The organism is Amycolatopsis roodepoortensis (assembly GCF_014873915.1).
Taxonomy (GTDB): domain Bacteria; phylum Actinomycetota; class Actinomycetes; order Mycobacteriales; family Pseudonocardiaceae; genus Amycolatopsis; species Amycolatopsis roodepoortensis.
Genome location: NZ_JADBEJ010000001.1, coordinates 898,535 through 920,623, shown reverse-complemented (window position 1 = coordinate 920,623; position 22,089 = coordinate 898,535). Strand labels below are relative to the sequence as shown.

Genomic DNA, 22,089 nt, shown 5'->3' with positions numbered 1-22,089 from the left:
GACTGAGAGTGTAGCGACACGTAGCACCTCAAGCTACATCTGGCCCGAGAGCGGAACCGGCGGCCGGATCGTGGATCCAGCAAAGCTCCCCCGTCGCCACCTCCTCCCCCAGCGCCTTGACCTCGCACGCCAGCCGCGACAGAACGGCGGCCTTCGACCCCGGCCAAGCCACGAAGTCGCGATCCGCGCCCACCAGGTCGCCGGGCACCGCGCCCCGGTCCATCAAGTCGCCCACCACCGAGAGCAGCACCGCGGTCTTCTCCGCGAACGTCGCACCTTCGCCCGCCTTCGCTCCCGCCACGGCGACCACGACCGAGAGCCCGACCCGGTCCTCTCGCGCGTAGTCGAGCAGCGACTCCAAGCCCACGTCACCGGCCATGTCCACTCCCCCTCAGCGAAAAGCGATGCCGTACTGCTCCCGTGGGCGGCAAGGCCCCGCGAACGTGTGCTCGACGACGCCGCGCCGGATCTCGAGCAGGCGCCGATCGCCGGCAGGTGGCCGGACCACGCGCTCGCACTCGGTCTGCTCCGCGTACCACCAGCAGGCATCGGGAACGCGGTCGTCGAACGTGATGCTGACGTTCAGCCCTCCGACCACCTTGCCCTCATCGTCGACGACCCCAGGCGCGATCCCGTGATGGTCGACGTCGACATTGATCCACTGCCTCTCGCCGTCCAGATCGTCGTCGCAGACGAGGGAGACGAACTCATGCCGTTCTCCTTTGCTCAACGACTTCGGGAAGCGCAGCACCGAAGTCTCGGCGCGGCAGCCGATGATCGCTTTGACGGGGACCGAGTCCCGGTAGCCGTCGACGCCGTGTTCGCAGGCGATGACGGTTCGCACCGCCAGACGGCGATGGACCTGCCCTCGCCGCATTTCCACGTCCAGCAGCAGGCGTTCCAGGAACACGGGCTGCGCCCCCACTCGTGACGACAAGAAACTCCTCCTGACCGTGAAAGATCAGAACCGGCGAAGGCTTTCACCGGTCGTCGCGCCCAAGGTGTACTAGTACACCATAAACGAGCGTAACGTTCGACCTCCCCGGCCCGAACCACAGCGCGATGCCGTACTACGGATACGACCCCGGCACCGCGGTCGCCATCGGCGGCCGGTTGCTCGCGCCCGGAATCCCCCGCCACAGCGGATACGGCGAGATCAGCGAGCCCGGCTGGCGTCCCCCACCGGTCCGCGTGCTCCGTCCAGGTGAGAGGGCCGCGCGGCCGATCCGCCGGGCGGTCTGGTCGTTCTGGAGCGTCCCGTACCGGCGCCGGCACGGAAGACATTGGCCGAGTGACTTCTTCCACGCGTTGTCCTGGATCCTGTCGTTCCGGCTCGCGTCCCGTCTCTTCCCGACGACGGCGTTGGTGACCGACGACTGGGGACAAGAGCTGCTCGTCGAACGGCTGCGACTGCCCTTCGACGACATTTCCCTGACGCTCAACGGACTCACCGGGCAGGACCCGTCTTGGTGGGCGCTCGGGAAGTTGCACGCGTACCGCGAGCAGAGCGAGCCGTTCCTGCACATCGACAACGACGTGTTCCTCTGGCCCGGATTCCCGGCGCAAGGGCTCGACGGCGAGGTCGTCGCCCAGAATCCCGAGCACGCACCGGCTTCCGATGCGGGCTACTACCGCCCGGCGGCCGCCACCGCGGCGATCCGGAGCACGGGCGGCTTCCTGCCGAAGGAGTTCAGCGACTACACCGGGGAAGCCGCGTTGTGCACCGGAATCGTCGGCGGCACAGCCGTTCCACTTCTCCGCCGCTACGCCGATCTCGCCATCCGCATGGTGGAGTCGCCAGAAAATCGGACGGCTTGGCAACGGCTCGCACCGCTCGAAGACTACAACCTAGTCGTCGAGCAGTACCTCCTTGGCGCGCTCTGCTGGGGCGGCGGCACCACGGACGTCCAATGCGTCTTCGCCTCACAGGACGACAGCTATCGCGAAGACGATCGGGGATTCACCCATCTCATCGCTTCCGCGAAAAGCGATCTCCGCTACATGCGCTGGCTAGCGAAGCGAGTGAGAAACCATTTCCCCGCCGACTTCGAGATCGTTAGACGCGAATTCGGCGATCAGTAACGATCGCGCGAAGAATACAACCTCCCAGCCCCAGAGGCGTCTCTCCGGAAACAACTCTCCGGCAGGAGGTCATCCCATGACCATCACCCTACGACGCGCGCTCGCCGCCACCGTCCTGATGCTGACCGGCACCGTCGCCGCGGTCGTCCCGGCGTCCGCCGCGACACCACAGATCCCCGCCATGACCGGGATCCGCACCGGCCAGAACCCCGGCTTCGACCGGGTCGTGCTCGACCTGACCGCCGGTCCGGCTCCCGCCGTCCGGTACGACCTCGTCGACGAGTTGATCGCCGACGGTTCCGGTGAGATGGTCTGGCTGACCGGGGAATTCTTCGTCGCGGTCACCGCGTCGCCCGCCGCGGCACACGACGACGCCGGGAATCCGACCTATCCCGGACCGCAGAAGTTCCGGACCCGGAATCTGCGCAACGTCATGGCGGTCGCGGTCACCGGCGACTTCGAGGGCACCCTGTCCATCGGTCTCGGTGTCCGATCGAGGACCTCGATCAGCGTCTTCACCCTGACCTCGCCGAACCGTGTCGTCATCGACGTTCGTCATTGATCACGAGCGGGAATCCGTGAAGGCTTTTCGGCGATCGTCCGATTTTCGGTGAGCAAAATCCTTTTCGGATTCCCGCGGTGAAAATCACGTTCTGCCCCAACGGGCGAATTTTCGGAAAATCAGGTATCTGCCGCCCGGGTTCACGTTCCTTCCTTCCGTCAGCATCACCGCCGCTGCGAAGGAGAACCTCATGCCGACCCCACGCAATCCCGACACCCCGTCCTTGGGCCCGGGTGGCGACAATCTCGAAGCGGGCCCGGACAGTTCGGGCCTCGGAAGCTTTTCGGACAGTGAAATCGGCGAACTGGTCACCCAGGCGACCGAAACCATGGCCGCGTCCGGCGAGGACGCCGAGCGCAATTACCAGCGGAGCCTCGACCGGCTTCGCGAGCGCGCGGACGACGTCGTCCCGGCGCTCGGAGCGCAGTACGACGCCTTGTCCGAGGAGCAGTACCTGGAGCGTTGGGGCCTGGTCCAGCTGCTCACCGATCTGAGGCACCCGGCAACCGCTTCGGTACTGGAAAACGTGCTGCGCCAGCCGATCCCGCCGGAGCGTTCCGACGACCCCGCCCACGGGATCAGCACCGTCGGCGAAGAGGTGATCATCCGCACCACCGCCGTGGAAGCGTTGGCGCGCTTGGCATCCGCCGGGGACAGCGCGGCCAAGGAGCTGCTGTTGCGCCAGGTCCGGCACGAGGTGTTCACGATACGGCGCGCGGCTGTCCAGGCCATCGCCGAAATCGGGGACACCGAGCTCACCGGCCAGGTGCGCGAGGAGCTCAGCGGCACCGAGGACGAGCGCCTGCTGAACATCCGGCGGGTCGACGTCCGCGGTGTCCCCCAGGCCGTCGGCGGCCGGCACGTGAAGGACTCACGGGCCGACGACGTGCCGCCGCCGGAACCCCCGCGCTCCTGAACCGAACCCATTCCTTCTACAGACAGGTGATCTCCGATGGCCACTTGCAGCTACACCGTGCCCGACAAGAACGTGACCGGGGACAATTTCTACGGCGCCTCGATCTGCAATCAGACCTACATCGACTATTTCTGGAACACCTACGGTTTCGCGGGCAACAAGGACTACTGGGACGACGGCTTCGGCTGGGAAGACGCGTGCAACACCGACAAGCCGCTCGCCCGGACGTTCAACGCGTGCTACCTGCTGACCTATTCGGCGCAGGACTACCAGAACGACGCCTATTCCGGGGCGATGCTGAACTGGGCCCGCCGGTACGTCCGCGACAACTGCGACGACCTCCGCTCGCTTTGCGGCGACGGCAGCGCCATCGCGCGTTCGTTCAGCGGTGCGTTCGTCGACGACCGGATCGAGTTGTACCTCGGTTTCTGGTACTCCAAGGACGTTCCCGGACGCGCCGAGACGCTGATCCACGAATCCCGGCACCAGGGCGGGAAACCGCACAACGCGAACTTCCCGGCGGGTTCGGTTTTCGGCGCGGGCAAGAGCGGCGCCGACTCCACCTGGGGCTACGAGGGCGCCTGGATGTACGGCGCGCTCTACCTTTGGTGGTTCTACGCCCAGGGCGCCCGTACGACGTCGGCGTTGCGTGAACGAGCCCGCCAGCGCGGGAACCTCGTGATCGACAACGCGTTCGCGACCCACCCGGGCTTCAACATCTGAGCACGACCGACAGCGCCCTCTCGTACTGCAGACGAGAGGGCCCTGACTTCACTATCGCGCAATACCTCTGATGACTTGAGCCGTGTCCCGCTCATCGGGGCTTGACCACCGACATTCCTGCCGCAATCATCGGATCTCTCGGGAACCCACGCCTTGGATGAGAGCGGATGGTCATGAGAGTTCGAGCGCATCGCACCGCCTGGCTCGCCCTAGTGCTCGCCCTGCTTGCAAGCCTGCTCACCACGACGGCCGCGAGCGCGGAGGTGCACCATCCCCGGCAAAAGTGGTTGCGCGAAGCCACCGCCGGCCTCTTCCTCCATTGGGGCATGTTCACCGCGCCACGTCATACCGATTGCGCGGCTTGGGAACGCGCCGTCACCGACGGCGGCTGGAGCGCGGACTACTGGGTGGACGAAGCCCGCAAGCTGGGCGCCTCCTACATCGTGCTCGCCACCTTCCACAGCAGGCTGGGCTACGCGCGTCCGTGGCCGTCGGCGATCCCGGGCAGCTGCTCCACGCGCCGCGACCTCCTCGGCGAACTCGTCGAAGCGGGCAAGGCCAAGGGCGTCCGGACGATCCTCTACATGACCGACGATCCCCAGTGGCACAAGGAGACCGGTGTCGAGTCACTGGATTCCGCCGCGTACTCCGCCTACAAGGGCAAGCAGGTCGACCTGACGACCCGCCAGGGCTTCGGTGAATACAGCTACGACCTCTTCCACGAGGTCATGGACCGCTACGCCGGCCTCTCCGGGTTCTGGATCGACAACGACAACGACTACTGGGAGAAGAACCGGCTCTACGAACAGATCCGCGAGAAACGGCCGTCCTGGTTGCTGAGCAACAACAACGAGGACACCCCGATCATGGACACCGTCAGCAACGAACAGAAGACCGGCATCACACCACCGTACGACTATCCTCAGGCCGCCTTCACCCCGATGCCGAGGCTCACCGAGGCCGACTACAAGCTGCCGACCAACGGTGCCTGGTGGTACGACGGCACCGATCAGGCCGTCGACTTCCGGCTGTCCACCGGGCGCTACATCGCCAACGCGGGTTCGTCGATGAAATCGCTGATGGCCGAGACCCCGATGGTGAACGGGAAGTTCCCGCCGCGGCAGGAGGCGTACAACAACTTCATGGCGAGCTGGGTGCCCCCGATCAAGTCCTCCCTACAAGGCAAAGAGGGCGGCGGGTACATGTACGGCGGGATGCAGCCCGGGTTCTGGAACGACGGCGCGCACGGCGTCATCACCGTCGAGCCCGGCGCGGCAACGCAGTACCTGCACGTGGTCACGCGGCCGCGCACCGACCTGCTCCGCTTACGCGACAACGGATACAAGGTGACCGCGGTATCCGACCTGCGCACGGGCAAGCCGCTGCGCTTCAGTCAATCCGGCGGCCACCTGACCATTGTGGACATCAAGGACTGGGACCCCTACGACACGGTGTTCAAGGTGGAAACGGCCGGGCAACGGCACTTCCTCGACTCCCGCACCATCAAGGCGACCGCTTCGTCATCGCGCGCCGGGCATCCGGCGTCGAACCTGGTCGACGGGAACTTCGAGAACTACTGGGACGCCGACGGCAAGCAGCCGGTGTCGCTGACCCTGGACCTCGGCAGGCGACGGACCGCCACCTACTTAGCGGTGAACCAACGTGAGATGTCGCCGACGCACGCGCGCGAGTCGTTCGGCAGGCCGGAGGACTCGGCGCGGATCAAGGACTACCGCGTCTACGTCAGCGACGACGGGCGGAACTGGGGCAAACCGGTCCGCACCGGCGCGATGCCGAGCGCCCGCGGTGTGCAGTTCATCGATTTCGGCGAGCGGCAGACCCGATTCGTCAAACTCGAAGTGTTGAACACCTGGTCCGGGCCGCAGGCGAAACACTTCTACAAGCAGTTGGCGATCGACGAGATCAAGGTGGCGTACGGCTACCCGAGTTCTGCGGTGGGCGCTCAGGTTCCGCTGGAGGCGGAGTCCTTCCGCAACGACCACGACGGCCGCGCCAGGCTCGGCCATTGCTCGTCCTGCTCCGGATCGTTCCAAATCACCGGGCTCGGTGGCGGCCCGCGCCACTCGGTCACCTACCCGAATGTGACGGCCACCGAAGCCGGAAGCCACCGGCTTCAGCTCGACACCATGGGCGGTCCCGCGACGTCGGTAGCGGTGAGTGTCAACGGCGGCACACCTGTCGAGACCGCGATCGACGCGGGAACGCCCGGAGTCGTGGCTTCGACGGCGATTCCCGTCGACCTGAACGCCGGCGCCAACACGGTCAAGGTGTTCAGTAACGCCACTTCGGGGCCGGGCCTCGACCGGATCGCGACCGCTCCCCTGCCACCGCCGTCCTACACGCCGAAAACGACCCTGACCGTCGAACCGGGCGGCCTCCAATGGCTCGCGCCAGGGCGACAGTCCCTTCGGGTGACCGCGAAGCTGCGGCTCGACGCCGACGACACGATCAAGCAGGTCAGCCTGACGCCCGTGGCCCCGGCGGGCTGGACGTTGCAGGGAGCTCCGGCCACGACGGCGTCGATGCGGGTCGGGAACGAGCTCGAAGCCTCGTGGACGCTGGTCTCGCCCGAAGGTGTCACCGCGGCCGATGTCGCGGTCACCGCGTCGTTCGACCTGCTCGGCCGGACTCAATCGGTGAGCAAACCCGTCCGGGTGAGCCCACGTCCCGCGGACCGGGTCTTCATGCGGGAGGCCGAAGACTCGGCGAACGACGTCGGCGACGCGGGCGTCACGAACTGCGGCGTGTGCTCGGGTGGGCAGAAGGTCCGCAACATCGGCGGCGACCCGGGCTCGTTCGTGCGGTTCGACGACGTCACCGTGCCCGAGACCAGGCGCTACACCCTCCATATCGATTTCACCGTCAACGGGCCGCGCTCGTACTTCGTCACGGTCAACGGCGGTACGCCGATCGAGGTGAAGGTCGACGGCGCCGGCAACAACACCCAGCTCACGACCTCTTTGCCGGTCGATCTGAAGGCGGGGGCGAACACGATCGAGCTGCACAACGACCACGCGTCCGCCCCGGATCTCGATCGGCTGTCACTGGGGTGAGGTACCGGCTTGACCCTCTCCCCGGGAGAGGGTTCAGGCTGGTCCCATGACGACCTTGATGCCGATCGGCGTGTTCGCGCACGCCACGAGGCTGTCGGTCCGCGCGTTGCGGAACTACGACCGGATCGGGCTGCTGGTGCCCGCCAGGATCGACCCCGGCACCGGGTACCGCCGGTATTCGCTCGAACAGTTCGCCCGCGCGGGCCTGATCCGGCGGCTGCGGGAGCTGGAGGTGCCGCTGGCGGAGATCGCCGGGATCCTGGACGCGGGCGACCCCGACGAGGTCAAGGCCGCGATCAAACGACATCACGACCGGGTGGCGGCCCGGGCCGCGGAACTCGCGGCGATCACCGACGGGCTCGACTCCGTGCTCGCCGAACCGACGCGGTGGCTGCACGTCTACGAGCGTGTGCGCGCGCCGCAACCGATCGCGCGCCTGTCGATCCGGACCCCGCTGAGCGGCCTGGCGGAGCGGATCGGTCCCGCGTACGCCCGGCTGTTCGCGGCGCTCGGCGCGCAGGGGGTGGCACCGTCCGGGCCGCCCGGGACCCGATACCTCACCGACGATCCCGAAGAGCTGACCGTCGAACTGTTCGTCCCCGTCGACGGGCCGGTGCGGGAAGACGGGGAGATCGGCCCCGCCGAGCTTCCCGGTGGCCTGCTCGTGGCGACGATCCACGAGGGTGACTACGAAGACGTCGAGACCGCCTATCGATCACTCGGCCGCTGGATCGCCGAACGCGACCGCGTCCCCGCCGGGCCCGCTGAGGAGCTCTACCTGGTGGCACCGGGACCGGGCGTCGCGCCCGAGGCCTACCGCACCGAAATCGCCTGGCCGGTGACCTCGTGATCATCGAGGGAATCGCGGCCGTGGGCGGGGAGCACTGCGAGACCAGCACGCTCGACGTCCTCCTGCGGCACGCCGGGGTCGAGCTGTCCGAGCCGATGCTGTTCGGGCTCGGCGGAGGTCTGGGCTTCGTGTACTGGGACGGGAAGAACCTGCCGTTCCCGTTCCTCGGCGGGCGGAGCAAACCTGTCGAGATCACACGGAAGCTGACCGACCGGCTCGGACTGTCCTTGCGGGTCAAGGAAACGACGTCGGCGCGCACGGCGTGGCGGAACGTGGCCGAGGAGATCGACGCCGGTGTGCCCGTCGGTCTGCAACTCGACTCGTACCACCTGGAGTACTTCACGTCGAAAGTCCACTTCGGCGGACACTTCGTCGCCTTGTACGGCTATGACGACGAGCGCGCTTTCCTCGTTGACACGGCGCAGCAGGGTGGCTCGGTATCGACATCCTTGGAGAGTCTGGAACGCGCCCGCGGGGAGAAGGGCCCGATGACGGCGAAGAACCGCTCGTTCACCATTGGTGTCGACGCGCCTCTCGTTCCGCTCGCCGACGCCATCCGCGCGGCCGTCCTGGCCAACGCGGCCGAGTTCCTCGACCCGCCCATCGCGAACCTTGGCTATCGCGGGATCGGCAAGGCCGCCGTTCAGGTGCGGAAATGGCTGGAGCGCAGCGGTGATCCGGCGCGCGACCTTCCGCAGGCCGCCATGCTGATGGAACGGGCAGGGACCGGCGGCGCGCTCTTCCGCCGGATCTACCGTGACTTCCTCGGAGAATGCACAGCCCTCGTCGACGACGCCGGTCTCCGCACCGCGTATGAGAAATACCGCGAAATCGCTCCACTATGGACAGAGGTCGCGGGATTGCTCACGCGGGCTGGGGAAACCGGCGAGGTCGGGCAACTGAACGACGCGTCCGCCCTCCTGTCCGAGCTGGCCCGGCTCGAACAGGAGGCGATGACGGCGCTCGCGACTGTTCAGCCCAGCCGTTCGTAGGGCAGCTTCTCCCCCGCTTCCACCGCGAACGGCAGATCGTTGCCCGCCGGCGGCAATGGGCACGTGGCGAAATCGGTGAAGGCGCACGGCAGATTCGTCGCGCGGGTGAAATCGAGGACGACCGACCCGTCCTCCGCGGGAGGCGGCACCGCGAGCGACCGGTTCGCCGCGTAGGTGGTGACGCCGCTCGTGGCGTCGGTGAACAGGATCAGCAGGCCGTCCTTCTTGCCGTTGAACGCGGTGAGCGTGTGCTCCGCTCCGTCGTGCTCGAAACGCACGATGCCCGGCGAGACGTAGACATGGCTGAGCCCTTCGACGACCGCTCCGACCGTGGTCGGCCGCGGCTCGTCGAAGGGCTCGAAAGTCCCGGACAGCACCCAGGCCGCGTCGGGCTCGTACGCCGGGACACCGCGGAAAGCGTTCAGCACCGGCGCCTTCGGGTCGTGCGTCCGGATCAGGTACCCGCCGCGGCGCGCCACCTCGATCTCGATCTCACCGGCGACGACCCTGGTGGTCGCGCCACTGTTGACCAGCTCGAAGCGACGGACACCGGTGATCCGCTCACCGTCGTGCGAGAGATCGGCGTCCTGAGGGTCGAGGTACGCCGCTTCGGCGTCCTGCCACCACAGGCCGGGCAGCCCGTCGTACGCGCGCGGCTTGTCCTCGAGCCAGTCAAGGGAAACCAAGGCGAGCCAGCCGAGCGGATCGGCGAGATCGCGCTCGCGCTGGGTCTTCCAGTCCTGCCAGTCGTGCGTGAACGTGTCCAGGCTTGTGCTCATCGCCGATCCCTTCCCGTGGCCTCGCTCTTCCCCCAGGTCAACGGGCGGGCGGTGATGATATTTCCTGTCCCGGTATGTGGGCTACGCCCGGAAATCCCCGGTGCTGCCCTCCTCAGCGGAGATCAACTCGGTGATGGGAGCGAAGAACGCCTTGATCCCCGGCAGGTTCGCCCCCTTCTCCCGGGACGCGGCGAAGTCCTCCGAGGAGCGCCACCACACGACGTCGAGCCAGGTCTCGTCGTCGACCCGGATCAGCTGGGCGTCCAGGAACCCTTCCCGGTCGGCCCGGAAGTCGGCGAGCATCGCGGGCCGGGCCTGGAGCAGTTCGTCCGCCTGGTCGGCCGGGACCTTGAAGCGGGTCAGTTCCACTGTCGTCTTGGTGCCTGTCGTCATGGTGCCGATGCTAGGCGACGACCCTTCGCGTTCGGTCGACCACTTGCTTCGTACGCATTTAGCCGACTACTTGCTTCACACCTGCCAGCATTTAGCCGACTAAATGCGTCACGCTTTCTTTGCGTGATCTCCCTGCGCGGCGACATCACCCTTCGGTGTTGTTCGCGCGTTTCGCTTGTCGCTTAAATTACGAACACCTGTTCGATGAATCGCGGTATTATGGAGGCGTGTCCGAGACCTTCCTTCCCGAGTTGCCGCAGGAGTTGTGGCGTGCCGGCAAGCTGGAGCTTGCCCATGGCGTGCAGCAGTCCCTGCAGGTGATCCGGATGGCCACCGCTGGTTTGGGACGGTTTCTGGCGGAGGTCGAGTCTCGGGGCGCCAAGGATTTGTTCGGGCATGGCAGTACGGCGAGCTGGCTCGCGGAGATGGCGGGGTTGTCGCGCGGTGAAGCGGGCGCGGTGGTGAAGCGGGCGATCGCTTTGAACCCGACGCGGAACCTGGATGGCACCGAAGCCCCGGCCGTGGCACCCGAGACCGCCGCCGTCGCCGCCGAAGGGCTGGTCGGGGACGAACGGATCGACCAGATCCTGGAGATCTTGAAGAGGCTCCCCGCCGACACCTCGGCCGAGGATCGAGCGGTCGCGGAGAAGATCCTCGCCAACCTCGCCCCGAACGCCGGTCCCCATCAGTTGGTGGACGCTGAAGCGAAACTGCTGGGCTGGCTCGACCCCGACGGCAACGAACCCAAGGAGCCTGAGCCCAAGGAACCACGCCGCGAACTCACCCTGGAACGCCGCAGAGACGGCTTCTGGAAACTGACCGGGCTGCTGGACGACGAGACCGGTGCCCGCACCGCCGCCGCACTCGAGGCCTACGCCCAGCCGCGACCGGTCGACGAATTCGGCCAAGCGGACCTGCGGATGAAATGCGAACGCCTGGGAGACGCCTGGGCCGAACTCCTCGACCTCGCGATCGCCTGCCCCGACCAACCCGGAACCAGCGGCTACCGCACCCTCGTCCACGTCACCATCGGACTCGACGAACTCAAATCCGGCCTCGGCACCGCCTGCCTCGACTTCGTCGGAACGATGACCGCCCGCGAAGCCCGACTCGCCGCCTGCGACTGCCTCATGCTCCCGGTCGTGCTGAGCGCCGCCGGTGAACCCCTCGACGTAGGACGACTCAGACGATTCGTCACCCCAGGTCAGAGACGGGCGCTCAACATCCGCGATGGTGGCTGCGCGTTCCCCGGATGCCATCGGAAACCCAAGAATTGCCACGCCCACCACATCATCCACTGGGCAGACGGCGGGCCGACAGATCTCCGGAATCTCGTGCTGCTGTGCGGTTTCCACCACCGGCTGATCCACCACGGCGACTGGGAAGTCCGGATGGCCGCCGACGGATTACCGGAGTTCATCCCACCCCAGTATCGAGATCCGCTCCGCCAACCCCGACGCAACACCCTCCACCACCGCTGAACCCCGAGGAGCCCGCCAGCCACACCGGCGACGGGCCCCTCGTCATGCCTAAAACTGTTCAGTACCGGCGGAAACCCCGATATCGATTGCGCCGTTCGGGCGTATTGGCGCAGGAGTCCTCGATTATTCCGCAAAAGCCGGAGCAAGATCGCCGTTCCGGACTTGGGAGGGGACGGAGCGCATCATGGTGAATCAACCTCGCGGCCCGGACGGCCGTTGGGTCAAATACAAGTACGGCGCGGGCGCGATGGCCACGGCAGGAGTGGTCGTCGCCGCCACCAACGGCATAGGTGGAGGCACCGCAGCCTCCCTGGATTCCGCCGCGAGCCAAGCCCTCAAAGGCAAAAGCTCCAGCAAGAAATCCGCCCAGAAGGGCCGCCATTCCGAATCCTGGCAACGCTTGGGCTGGCGTCAGCTGAAGAAGACCGCCAAACGGGAGCTCGAATGCGGACCGCATTCCTTCGGCGAAGTCCAGCGCTTCTTCCTGCGCCATCCTTGCGTCGATCTCGACCGCATGCTGGTCATCGTCGACGATGGCGCCGGCAACACCATCACCGTCTCCGTCGCCTGGGTGAAGATGCCGAAGGCAAGCGATGCGAGCGATCTGAAACGGCTCGTCGACAAGGACGGCACCGGCAACGTCGTGCTCTTCGGCGAGGCGCCGCCGGGAAGCCGTTTCACCGGCAAGAACTACGACTCCCGGCAGGCCAAGAAGCTGGTCGTGATCGCCGAATCCGCGCCCGCCTCCGGACGGCCGAGCGAAGCGGCGCTTGAGACGGCCGTCGATGTCGCCGTCGAGTTCCCCGCACCTTGAACCACCACCACCGACGAACGGAAAGCATGTGAGCAGGAGCGACCATTCCAGAAGGCGACTCGAAGCCCAGGCTCGAGAAATTCTCGCGAGAACCTTCACCGGTCTGGACTCACTACAACGCAACGTGCTCACCGCCTTGCTCAGCCGGACCGGTACGGGCTGGCGGCTCATGGTCAAGGCGGCGCTGCCGTCGGGCGACAGCCGGAGCGCGGACGCCTTCCTGATCGGGCAGACCGGCGTTTTCGCTCTCCTGATCTCGGACAAGGGGCCCGATTTCGAGACCGCGAACCAGATCCTGCGCCATGCGAAAGAGCGCTTTGCCGGAATCCCCGGACCACAGGGCCGTTCCCTGGCCGAAAGCGCTATCCACCTCGCGGTGATCGGCCAGGGTGCGGGCGATCCCCGTCAGGACGGCGTCCACTGGTCACTGACCGAGTCGAGCCTCGGCCGGATTTTCCGGCGGGACGCGCTCCATCTCGACAAACGGTCGGTCGCCACCATCGCGGAGCAGGCGGAACGACGGCTGCGCGGCTACCTGCCCCTGGCCGTCCAGCAGCCGGACCGTGAGCCGAGCACGGGAGGGCTGCTGGACGTCACCGAACTGATCGAAGACCAAGTCGGAGCAGCCCAGCGACGTCCGTTCGATTCGTGGCTCACCTTCCTGCATCCTCAGCAGAACGCGATCGTCAAGCGGGACTACTCGGGGCCGGCGCGGATCAGTGGCCCGGCGGGGACCGGCAAGACGGTCGTCGCTCTCCACCGGCTCAGGCATCTGGCCCGGGTCAGTACCGGGCCGCTGCTGTTCACCACCTACGTCCACACGCTGCCTTCCGTGATCAAGACGGCCTTCGACCGGCTCGCACCCGAGCTGGACGGTCGCGTCGAGTTCACGAACCTGCACGCCTGGGTCCGCCGGTTCCTCGCCGAGCGCGACGTGCCCGTGCAGGTGGATCGGCGCAAGATCGACACGGCGTTCAGCTTCGCGTGGATGGCCCACCGTGAGAAGTTGCAGGTCATCGAACCGAGCGTCGACTACTGGCGCACGGAACTGGACCGGGTGATCAAGGGCAGGGGCATCACGACGCTTGCCGGCTACGTCGCGGTCCAGCGGCGTGGCCGGATCCTCCGGCTCGACGCGAGCCAGAAAGCGCGCGTCTGGAACCTTTATGAGCACTACCAGCGAGGACTGGCCGAAAGGGGCGTGCACGACTACAACGACCTGATCGAGCTCGGCCGCACCGAACTCGCGAGGCGGCCGCTCGAAACGCCGTATGCGGGAGTCGTCGTCGACGAGGTGCAGGACATCCCGCTGTGCGGACTGCGGCTGCTGCGTGAGCTGGCCGGTGACGGCCCGAACCGGCTTCTGCTGGTCGGAGACGGTCAGCAGCAGGTCTACCCCGGCGGCTGGCGACTGTCCGACGCCGGTATCCCCGTCCAGGGCCGCGGCGAGATCCTGAAGGTGAACTACCGCAACCGTGCCGAGGTTCTGGGCTTCGCTCGACGTTTCGACGCGACGAACCGGGTCGACGATCTCGACGGCGCGGACGGGATCGCTCTCCGCGCGGCCGAGTCCGCCAGTGAGGGCGGAACGACCGAGACCTGGCGGGGCACGTCCGGAGAACTGCCCGGCGCGCTGGTCGAAGCGGTCCGGAAACTGACGGCGCGCCTTGATCATTCGGCGCTGATCGTCTTCCACCACAAGGATCTCGGCCGATGCGTCGAGATCCTGCGTGCGGCCGGGATCCCCACGCTGGCACTGGAGAACTACACCGGTGCGGCCGACGGCAAGCTCAAGGTCGGCACTGTGCACCGGGCGAAGGGCTTGGACTTCGAGGCCGTGCTGGTACTGCAGAACACCCACGAGAGCGTGACCGGCAGCCAGGCCGAGGAGGAACGCCGCGAGTTGCGCGGCAGGCAGCATCTCGTCGCGGCGACGCGGGCCCGCGACTTCCTCTGGTGGGGCGTGCTCGACGACACCGCGCCCGAGCAGGCCGATGAGCCGGCGAAAGCCGTGGAAGCCGAAGAGGACTGCGTCCACGACATGCCGATCTCTTGGTGCTCACTGTGCCGTAAGCCGCCACCGAACGTCCTCTCCCACGGCTTCCGGACCTCCGGGGGAAACGCGTATCACAACGACCCGGACTGCACTTGGCTGCGCAAGGGCCAGGGGCGCGCGCATCGGCAGGGCATGAACGTCCACGACGTCACGCGCCTCGCCTGGGGTTCCGTCGCCCCCGGTGAGCTCGAACCGTGCGAGTTCTGTTGCAGTCCACAATGGATGCGACGGCACGGCCACTGACCGAAGAGGACACCCATGAACGAACAGACCGACCTGCCGCCCGGCATCGGCAACCCGGCGACACGCGCCTTCACCGCCGCTGGTTACACCCGGCTGGAGCACTTCACCCGCGCCACCGAAGCCGAGCTGGCGAGCCTGCACGGCGTCGGCCCCAAAGCGCTCCGCATCATCCGCGAGGCGTTGGAAACACGAGGTCGGACATTCAAACCCGCCGACTAAATTTTTTGTCTTGACAACTTCAACCTTCGGACGGTTAGCTGAACGCAGCAGCACACCGACCGAAGGAGAACGAGTCATGGCCAAGTTCGCGAACGTCGACGACTACATCGCCGCCCTGCCCGAGAACCTGCGCGAAGTCGCCACCGCGTTGCGCCCGATCGTCAACGCCGCCCTGCCCGGTTCCATCGAGGCGATGTACCACGCCTCCCCGACCTGGAGCGTTGGCGAAGCCGTCGGGAAGAACCTCGTCTGCCTGCTGAAGGCCTACTCGTCGTACGTCACCTTCGCCCTGTGGAAAGGGCAGCTCGTCGACGACGAGTCCGGCAGGCTGGAGGCGAGCGCGCGGGAGATGGCGCACGTCAAGCTGCGCTCCGTCGAGGACATCGACGCCGATCTGTTCACCGGCTGGCTCAAGCAGGCGCGAGACCTCGAAACCACCGCGGCGGCGCGATGACACAATCGTCGGCGTGCCCGTGATCACCGACGAGTCCCGTTGCCCCTGCGGCCTTGGCGAGCCCTATGGCGCGTGCTGCGGCCGCTTCCACCGGGGAGCCGCGACCGCGCCCACCGCCGAACTGCTGATGCGGTCGCGGTTCAGCGCGTTCGCCGTCGGCGACACCGCGTATCTCACGAAGACCTGGCATCCGAAGACCAGGCCCGCCGAGCTCGAGCTCGATCCCGGACAGCGTTGGACGTTCCTGGAGATCCTCGGCAAGACCGGCGGCGGACTGCTGGAAAAGGAGGGCACCGTGGAGTTCCGGGCCCACTACCGCCAGGATCGCCAACCCGGCAGCATGCACGAGAACAGCCACTTCGTCCGCGTCGACGGGCAGTGGATCTACGTGGCGCCCGTCGGCTGACGAACCCGGCGCGAGGGTCTGTTCTCCGCGTGCGGTGGCGGCTACTATCTCCCCAACATTGTTAGGGAACTTTCTTAACGATTTCACCAAAGGTCCGCCGCCGTGTGCCCGAGGAGGCGCGCTCGTGAGTTTTCGGCAGAAGAGAACCCGGATCCCTTTACTGGCCTTGACCGTCACCGCGCTGGCCGCCGCGGTCTGCGGGGTGACCACCGCCCCCGTCGCCACCGGCGCGGAGGTGGCCGTCGCGGGCAACGCCACCCCGGTCCCCGGCTACGTGATCCAGTCGTCGGCGCAGGTCAGCGACGACTCGGCGGTGTCGAAGCCGGGCTTCCCCACCGCCGGCTGGTACCCGGTGTCGTCGCGGTCCACGGTCTACGCCGGATTGCTGCAGAACGGCAAGTACGCCGACCCGTTCTACTCGACGAACATGAAGAACGTCCCGACCGCGCAGTTCTCGGTGCCGTGGTGGTACCGGACGGACCTGAACGTCGACGACACCTCGAAGCGGACGTACCTCGACTTCAGCGGCGTGCTCTCCAAGGCCGACGTCTGGGTCAACGGCACAAGGATCGCGACGAAGGACCAAATCAACGGCGCCTACACCCGCCACGACCTGGACATCACCTCGCACGTGCGCCCGGGCGTCAACAGCGTCGCGTTCAAGGTCTACCCCAACGACCCCAACAACGACCTCTCGATGGGCTGGATCGACTGGGCGCAGACCCCGCCGGACCAGAACATGGGCATCGTGCGCGACGTCCTCGTCCGCCGCAGCGGCCCGGTCGCGCTGCGCAGCGCCCACGTGGTCCAGAAGCTGAACTCCTCGCTCGACCACGCCGACCTGACCGTGAAGGCCGACGTCCGCAACGACACGGCGAACGCGGTGCAGGCCACCGTCGCCGGCACGGTCGCGGGCAAGCCGGTCACCCAGACGGTCTCGCTGGCCGCCAAGGAACGCAAGACCGTGACGTTCCCGGTGGTCGGCCTCGACAAGCCGAATCTCTGGTGGCCCGCCGGAATGGGCGGCCAGCACCGGTACGAACTCGACCTGACCGCGAGTGTCGGCGGCACGCCGTCCGACACCTCGAAGTCGAAGTTCGGTGTCCGCGACGTCAAGGCGCCGCTGAACTCCAGCGGTGGACGGCAGTACAGCGTCAACGGCAAACCGCTGCTGATCCGCGGCGGTGGCTACACGCCGGACCTGTTCCTGCGCTGGAACGAGACCGCGGCGGCCGACAAGCTCAAATACGTGCTGAACCTCGGGCTCAACACGGTCCGCCTGGAAGGCCACATCGAGCCGGACGAGTTCTTCGACCTCGCCGACGACCTCGGTGTGCTGACCATGCCCGGCTGGGAATGCTGCGACAAATGGGAAGGACACGTCAACGGCGAGGAGAAGGGCGAGCCGTGGGTCGAGTCGGACTACCCGATCGCCAAGGCGTCGATGTTCTCCGAGGCCGAGCGCCTGCGTGACCACCCGAGCGTCATCTCCTTCCACATCGGCAGCGACTTCGCGCCGGACCGGCGGATCGAGCAGGGCTACCTCGACGCGATGAAGGCCGCCGACTTCACCCTTCCGGTGATCCCGTCGGCGTCGAAGAGGCCGTCCCCGATCACGGGCGCCTCCGGCATGAAGATGAACGGCCCGTACGACTACGTCCCGCCCGTCTACTGGTACGACAAGTCGCAGAAGGACCGCGGTGGCGCCTGGAGCTTCAACTCCGAGACCAGCGCGGGTGTCGACATCCCGACGATGGACACGTTGAAGCGGATGATGTCGGACAGTGAGCTGGAAACGATGTGGAAGGACCCGTCGGCACCCCAGTACCACCGTTCTTCGTCGACGACGTTCGCGAACCTGAAGCTGTTCGCCAACGCGCTCACCAAGCGCTACGGCGCGCCGGCCGACCTGAACGACTTCGTACGGAAGGCGCAGCTCGCGCAGTACGAGAACGTCCGCGCGGAGTTCGAGTCGCACTCGCGCAACTACACCGACTCGACCAATCCGTCGACCGGGTTGATCTACTGGATGCTCAACAGCCCGTGGACCTCGCTGCACTGGCAGCTGTTCGACGCCTACATGGACCAGAACGGCGCCTACTACGGGGCGAAGAAGGCCAACGAGCCGCTGCACATCCAGTACTCGCACGACAACCGGTCGGTCGTGGTGATCAACCAGACGTCGAACGCGGTGAGCGGGCTGACGGCGACCACGAAGCTGTACAACCTCGACGGCACCGAGAAGTACAGCAACACCAAGACCGGACTGTCGGTCGGCGCGCTGGGCGCCAAGGCCACCGCGGTCACCGTCCCGGCGGTGAGCGGGCTGTCGACGACTTACCTGGCGAAGCTGGTGCTCACCGACTCGTCGGGCAAGGAGGTCAGCCGGAACGTGTACTGGCTCTCCACCAAGGCCGACACGCTGAACTGGGCCGGCAGCGACTGGTACTACACACCCCAGTCGGGTTACGCCGACCTGACCGGGCTGAAGAACCTCGGCCAGTCCGCGGTCAGCGCGACGGCGAAGTCGGTCGCCGGTGGCGACGGCACCACCACGACCACCGTGACGCTGAAGAACACCTCGGGCGGCAAGCTCCCGGCGTTCTACGTGGACTCGAAGGTCGTGGACGCCGCGGGCAAACCGGTGCTGCCGGTGGAGTGGAACGACAACGCGGTGAGCCTCTGGCCGGGTGAGACGACCACGCTGACCGCGAAGTACCGCACCGCCGACCTCAAGGGCTCCAAGCCGTCGGTGCGGGTCTCGGGCTGGAACACCGGCACGCAGACCGTTCCGGCCGACGGCTCCGGCCCCGGCAACCCGGTCGATTACCAGGCGGAGGACGCCACGATCGTCCAGGGCGCGGTCGAGTCGAACCACGCCGGGTTCACCGGCACCGGATTCGTCAACTACGACAACGTCGCGGGCAGCTCGGTCGAGTGGGCGGTGAACGTGCCGTCCGCGGGCACTTACGACGTCGTCGTCCGGTATGCCAACGGGACGACGGCGAACCGGCCGCTGGACTTCTCCGTCAACGGCTCGATCAGCGCATCCGGTGTCGGCTTCGGCGGCACCGGGGCCTGGCCGAACTGGACGACCAGAACCGTCAAGGTCCCGCTGGCGGCGGGAGTGAACAAGATCAAGGCGGTCGCCACCACAGCGAACGGCGGCCCCAACATCGACAAGATCACCCTTTAGCGCGGGAGTCGCCCGAGGCCCCCCTTGCCACCCTGCGAAGGGGGCCTCTCCCGTGCGGGCGTGGGTTACGCTTCCCGGGTGACCGGCAAACCCGACCCGCGCCTGCGGGACCTGGCGATGCTGCGCCGTGTCCGCGACCGGATCGACCGCGACTACGCGCAACCTTTGGACGTCGAAGCGCTGGCGCGCGGCGTGCACGTCTCCGCCGGGCATCTCAGCCGCGAGTTTCGCGCCGCGTACGGCGAATCGCCGTACAGCTACCTGATGACCCGCCGGATCGAGCGGGCCATGATGCTGCTGCGGCGCGGGGACATGTCGGTCACCGAAGTCTGCTTCGACGTCGGTTTCTCGTCGCTGGGCACGTTCAGCACACGCTTCTCCGAGCTGGTCGGCATCTCGCCGAGCGCGTACCGCAAACAGGCGGCGGAGGACGGCCGTGGCATGCCTGGCTGCGTCGTCAAACAGGTCATGCGACCGATCAGGAATCGAGAAGCGACCCCACCGCGCGCCGACCTACCTTGAGTCGTATGACCCTCACGATTCACGCGTCCTACCTTCCCGCGGACGATCTCGAGGCTTCACTTTCCTTCTATCGCGACATCCTGGGCTTCGAAGTGCGCGACCAGGGCCCGCTCCAGGCCACGGTCGGCCCGCCGGGGCAGCCGGAGACGTCGCTCGTGCTCCATCCGCCCGCCGCCGATCCGGAGATCACCGACGAGGAACGCTCGACGATCGCCGAGCTGATGGCCAAGGGCGTTCACGGCATCATCGTGCTGTCCACGCCGGATCTGGTCGGCACCTTCGACCGGATCCAGGCGGCGGGCGCGGACGTCGTCCAAGAGCCGATGAGGCAGTCCTGGGGCGCTTTCGACTGCTCTTTCCGCGACCCGGCGGGCAATCTGGTGCGGTTCGAGGAGCGGTAGCCCGGCCTCGGTGCGCGCGCACTGACGCTCCCGGGTGATGATGAGCGGCGTGGAGATCGCGGTAGAACTAGTGGCACTGGTGGTGGCCGTCCTCCTGGTCACCGCCGCGGCGCGGAAACTCGACTGGTCGGCGCCCCTGTGCCTGATCGCGGTCGGGGTCGCCGCGTCGTACGTGCCGGGCGTCCCGGAGTACGAACTGGACCCGGAGGTCGTGCTCCTGGGGCTGCTGCCCCCGCTGCTGTACGCCACCGCGATCCGCACGTCGCTCATCGACTTCCGCCGCAACCGCGGGCCGATCCTGCTGTTGTCGGTGGGGCTCGTCATCTTCACCACGGCCGCGGTCGGGGTCGTGGCGTGGCTGGTGATCCCCGGACTGCCGCTGGCCGCCGGGCTCGCCATCGGTGCGGTGGTCGCGCCGCCCGACGCGGTCGCGGCCACCGCCGTCGCCCGCAAGGTCGGGATGCCGCGCAAGCTGACCAGGCTGCTGGAGGGCGAAAGCCTGTTCAACGACGCGGCCGCACTGGTCGCGTTGCGGACCGCCATCGCGGCCATCGCGGGCTCGGTGAGCCTGGTGCAGGTCGGCGGGGATTTCCTGCTGGCCGCGGGCGGCGGGCTGGTGATCGGGTTCGCCGTCGGCGCGCTGGCCGCGCTGATCCGCACCCGCCTGGAAGACCCGGTGACCGACACCGCGCTTTCGCTGGTGGTCCCGTTCGTCGCCTATCTGGCCGCCGAGGCGATCCACGGTTCCGGCGTGATCGCCGTGGTCGTCGCGGGGCTGATCCTCGGGCACAAGGCGCCGAGCATGCTTTCGGGCCGCTCGCGGCTGGCCAGCAGGCTGAACTGGCAGACCATCCAGTTCCTGCTGGAGAACATCGTCTTCCTGCTGATCGGCCTGCAGGTCCGCCGGATCATGACCGAGGTCGGTGACAGCGGCCTGACCGCGATGGAACTGGTCCTGATCTGTGCCGCCACGCTGGCCGCGACCATCGTCACGCGGATCGTCTGGATGGCCGGCATCGGCCTGGCACGCCGCGTGTTCCGCCGTCACGCCTGGCCGTGGCGGTATTCGGCCGTGATCGCGTGGGCGGGGATGCGCGGCGTCGTCACGCTCGCGGCGGCGTTCGTGCTGCCCGCGGACACTCCGCAGCGGGCCGTGCTGGTACTGGTCGCGTTCGTCGTCGTGGCGGGAACGCTGCTGCTGCACGGGACGACGTTGCCGGTGCTGGTCCGCCGCCTGAAACTGCCGCCGCCCGATCCGGCCGAGGACGCGCTGCAGGAGGCGGCCGTGCTCCACGACATGACCAGGGCCGCGCTCGAAGAGCTGGACAAGATCCGGACCCCCGAGGACCCGGACGACATCGTCGAACGCCTGCGCAGCCGGCTCCAGCACCGTTCGGACTCGGCCTGGGAGGAACTTGGCAGGCAGAGTGCGCTGTCCGAGACACCGAGCGACGCGTATCGGCGGCTGAGGCTGCGGCTTCTCGAAGTCGAACGGGAGAAGTTCCTGGAGGCGCGTGACTCCGGGATGGCCGATGATGATGTCCTGCGCCGGATCCTCGAACGCCTCGACATCGAGGAATCCATGCTGGACAGGGAGGAGGAGACCGTGCCGGACTCCGATCGGGAACTGCGCACCCCCGCCGCGACGGCGGGATCCTGCAAGCATCTCACCAAGGAGTGGCCCGCGGTCGAACCCAGCTCCCCTGATGTCTGCGCCGTGTGCGTGGAGAACGGGATGACCTGGGTGCATCTGCGCGAATGCGTCAAATGCGGGAATGTCGCCTGCTGCGACTCCTCACCGGGCAAGCACGCGACCGAGCACTTCCACGACACCCTGCACCCGGTGATGCGCAGCCACGAACCCGGCGAGACCTGGCGCTGGTGTTTCGTGGACAAACAGCTTGGTTAGCTCGGTAGGGTCCGGGG

At 67.2% G+C, this 22,089-nt stretch carries 21 protein-coding genes; 17 read left to right on the top strand and 4 right to left on the bottom strand.

Annotated features, from left to right (window positions below; all coding sequences use genetic code 11):
* Positions 1 to 28: 28 nt before the first annotated feature.
* Together H4W30_RS04435 and H4W30_RS04430 are read right to left on the bottom strand one after the other, a co-directional pair.
* Entirely contained in the window at positions 29 to 379 is a 351-nt protein-coding gene (locus H4W30_RS04435; RefSeq protein WP_192741613.1) for a hypothetical protein, read from the bottom strand.
* 12 nt (positions 380 to 391) lie between these two features.
* Positions 392 to 937, bottom strand: coding sequence for a hypothetical protein (locus tag H4W30_RS04430; RefSeq protein WP_225948764.1), 546 nt, complete (start codon positions 935 to 937; stop codon positions 392 to 394).
* A gap of 125 nt (positions 938 to 1,062) precedes the next feature.
* On the opposite strand from H4W30_RS04430, the gene H4W30_RS04425 reads away from it, so the two are divergent.
* The 7 genes from H4W30_RS04425 to H4W30_RS04395 all read left to right on the top strand — a co-directional run bounded on the left by H4W30_RS04425 (position 1,063) and on the right by H4W30_RS04395 (position 9,199).
* The gene (locus H4W30_RS04425) at positions 1,063 to 2,082 is read left to right on the top strand and encodes a DUF6734 family protein (protein WP_192741612.1); all 1,020 of its coding nucleotides are present in this window, start codon (positions 1,063 to 1,065) and stop codon (positions 2,080 to 2,082) included.
* 76 nt (positions 2,083 to 2,158) lie between these two features.
* Positions 2,159 to 2,644: an AMIN-like domain-containing (lipo)protein gene (locus H4W30_RS04420; protein WP_192741611.1), complete on the top strand. Its 486-nt coding sequence runs from the start codon at positions 2,159 to 2,161 to the stop codon at positions 2,642 to 2,644.
* A 190-nt stretch (positions 2,645 to 2,834) separates the two neighbouring features.
* Positions 2,835 to 3,560, top strand: a complete 726-nt coding sequence (locus H4W30_RS04415; protein WP_192741610.1) for a HEAT repeat domain-containing protein — start codon at positions 2,835 to 2,837, stop codon at positions 3,558 to 3,560.
* Positions 3,561 to 3,596: 36 nt separating this feature from the next.
* Positions 3,597 to 4,283, top strand: coding sequence for a hypothetical protein (locus H4W30_RS04410; protein WP_126734084.1), 687 nt, complete (start codon positions 3,597 to 3,599; stop codon positions 4,281 to 4,283).
* Between the two features lie 167 nt (positions 4,284 to 4,450).
* Positions 4,451 to 7,357 carry a discoidin domain-containing protein gene (locus tag H4W30_RS04405; RefSeq protein WP_192741609.1) on the top strand — a complete coding sequence of 969 codons (2,907 nt, stop codon included), beginning with the start codon at positions 4,451 to 4,453 and terminating at the stop codon, positions 7,355 to 7,357.
* A 46-nt stretch (positions 7,358 to 7,403) separates the two neighbouring features.
* Positions 7,404 to 8,207 carry a MerR family transcriptional regulator gene (locus H4W30_RS04400; protein ID WP_192741608.1) on the top strand — a complete coding sequence of 268 codons (804 nt, stop codon included), beginning with the start codon at positions 7,404 to 7,406 and terminating at the stop codon, positions 8,205 to 8,207.
* On the top strand, positions 8,204 to 9,199 hold the full coding sequence (locus H4W30_RS04395; RefSeq protein ID WP_192741607.1) for a BtrH N-terminal domain-containing protein: 996 nt from the start codon (positions 8,204 to 8,206) through the stop codon (positions 9,197 to 9,199). Before H4W30_RS04400 ends, H4W30_RS04395 begins: the two co-directional genes overlap by 4 nt.
* On the opposite strand, the gene H4W30_RS04390 is transcribed toward H4W30_RS04395, so the two are convergent.
* Both H4W30_RS04390 and H4W30_RS04385 read right to left on the bottom strand, forming a co-directional pair.
* The gene (locus H4W30_RS04390) at positions 9,181 to 9,978 is read right to left on the bottom strand and encodes a DUF1684 domain-containing protein (protein ID WP_192741606.1); all 798 of its coding nucleotides are present in this window, start codon (positions 9,976 to 9,978) and stop codon (positions 9,181 to 9,183) included. The two genes, H4W30_RS04395 and H4W30_RS04390, sit on opposite strands and share 19 nt — an antisense overlap.
* Positions 9,979 to 10,059: 81 nt before the next feature.
* Positions 10,060 to 10,371 carry an antibiotic biosynthesis monooxygenase family protein gene (locus tag H4W30_RS04385; protein WP_192741605.1) on the bottom strand — a complete coding sequence of 104 codons (312 nt, stop codon included), beginning with the start codon at positions 10,369 to 10,371 and terminating at the stop codon, positions 10,060 to 10,062.
* A 227-nt stretch (positions 10,372 to 10,598) separates the two neighbouring features.
* Here H4W30_RS04385 and H4W30_RS04380 point away from each other — a divergent pair, with 227 nt between their 5' ends.
* From H4W30_RS04380 to H4W30_RS04335, 10 genes are all read left to right on the top strand, one after another.
* Positions 10,599 to 11,852, top strand: a complete 1,254-nt coding sequence (locus tag H4W30_RS04380; RefSeq protein ID WP_192741604.1) for an HNH endonuclease signature motif containing protein — start codon at positions 10,599 to 10,601, stop codon at positions 11,850 to 11,852.
* 184 nt (positions 11,853 to 12,036) lie between these two features.
* The gene (locus H4W30_RS04375) at positions 12,037 to 12,666 is read left to right on the top strand and encodes a hypothetical protein (RefSeq protein WP_225948763.1); all 630 of its coding nucleotides are present in this window, start codon (positions 12,037 to 12,039) and stop codon (positions 12,664 to 12,666) included.
* 124 nt (positions 12,667 to 12,790) lie between these two features.
* Complete coding sequence (locus tag H4W30_RS04370; protein WP_318780529.1) at positions 12,791 to 14,965, top strand: UvrD-helicase domain-containing protein; 2,175 nt, start codon at positions 12,791 to 12,793, stop codon at positions 14,963 to 14,965.
* 15 nt (positions 14,966 to 14,980) lie between these two features.
* On the top strand, positions 14,981 to 15,184 hold the full coding sequence (locus tag H4W30_RS04365; RefSeq protein WP_192741603.1) for a helix-hairpin-helix domain-containing protein: 204 nt from the start codon (positions 14,981 to 14,983) through the stop codon (positions 15,182 to 15,184).
* Between the two features lie 76 nt (positions 15,185 to 15,260).
* The gene (locus H4W30_RS04360) at positions 15,261 to 15,638 is read left to right on the top strand and encodes a DUF1801 domain-containing protein (protein WP_192741602.1); all 378 of its coding nucleotides are present in this window, start codon (positions 15,261 to 15,263) and stop codon (positions 15,636 to 15,638) included.
* A gap of 19 nt (positions 15,639 to 15,657) precedes the next feature.
* Positions 15,658 to 16,044, top strand: coding sequence for a YchJ family protein (locus H4W30_RS04355; protein ID WP_192742424.1), 387 nt, complete (start codon positions 15,658 to 15,660; stop codon positions 16,042 to 16,044).
* A gap of 124 nt (positions 16,045 to 16,168) precedes the next feature.
* Positions 16,169 to 19,240, top strand: a complete 3,072-nt coding sequence (locus H4W30_RS04350; RefSeq protein ID WP_192741601.1) for a glycosyl hydrolase 2 galactose-binding domain-containing protein — start codon at positions 16,169 to 16,171, stop codon at positions 19,238 to 19,240.
* 117 nt (positions 19,241 to 19,357) lie between these two features.
* Complete coding sequence (locus H4W30_RS04345) at positions 19,358 to 19,762, top strand: helix-turn-helix transcriptional regulator (RefSeq protein ID WP_198941864.1); 405 nt, start codon at positions 19,358 to 19,360, stop codon at positions 19,760 to 19,762.
* Between the two features lie 5 nt (positions 19,763 to 19,767).
* Positions 19,768 to 20,163, top strand: coding sequence for a VOC family protein (locus H4W30_RS04340; RefSeq protein ID WP_192741599.1), 396 nt, complete (start codon positions 19,768 to 19,770; stop codon positions 20,161 to 20,163).
* Positions 20,164 to 20,203: 40 nt separating this feature from the next.
* Positions 20,204 to 22,072 (top strand): Na+/H+ antiporter, encoded by a 1,869-nt coding sequence (locus H4W30_RS04335; RefSeq protein ID WP_225949031.1) that lies wholly within the window; start codon positions 20,204 to 20,206, stop codon positions 22,070 to 22,072.
* Positions 22,073 to 22,089: the final 17 nt, after the last annotated feature.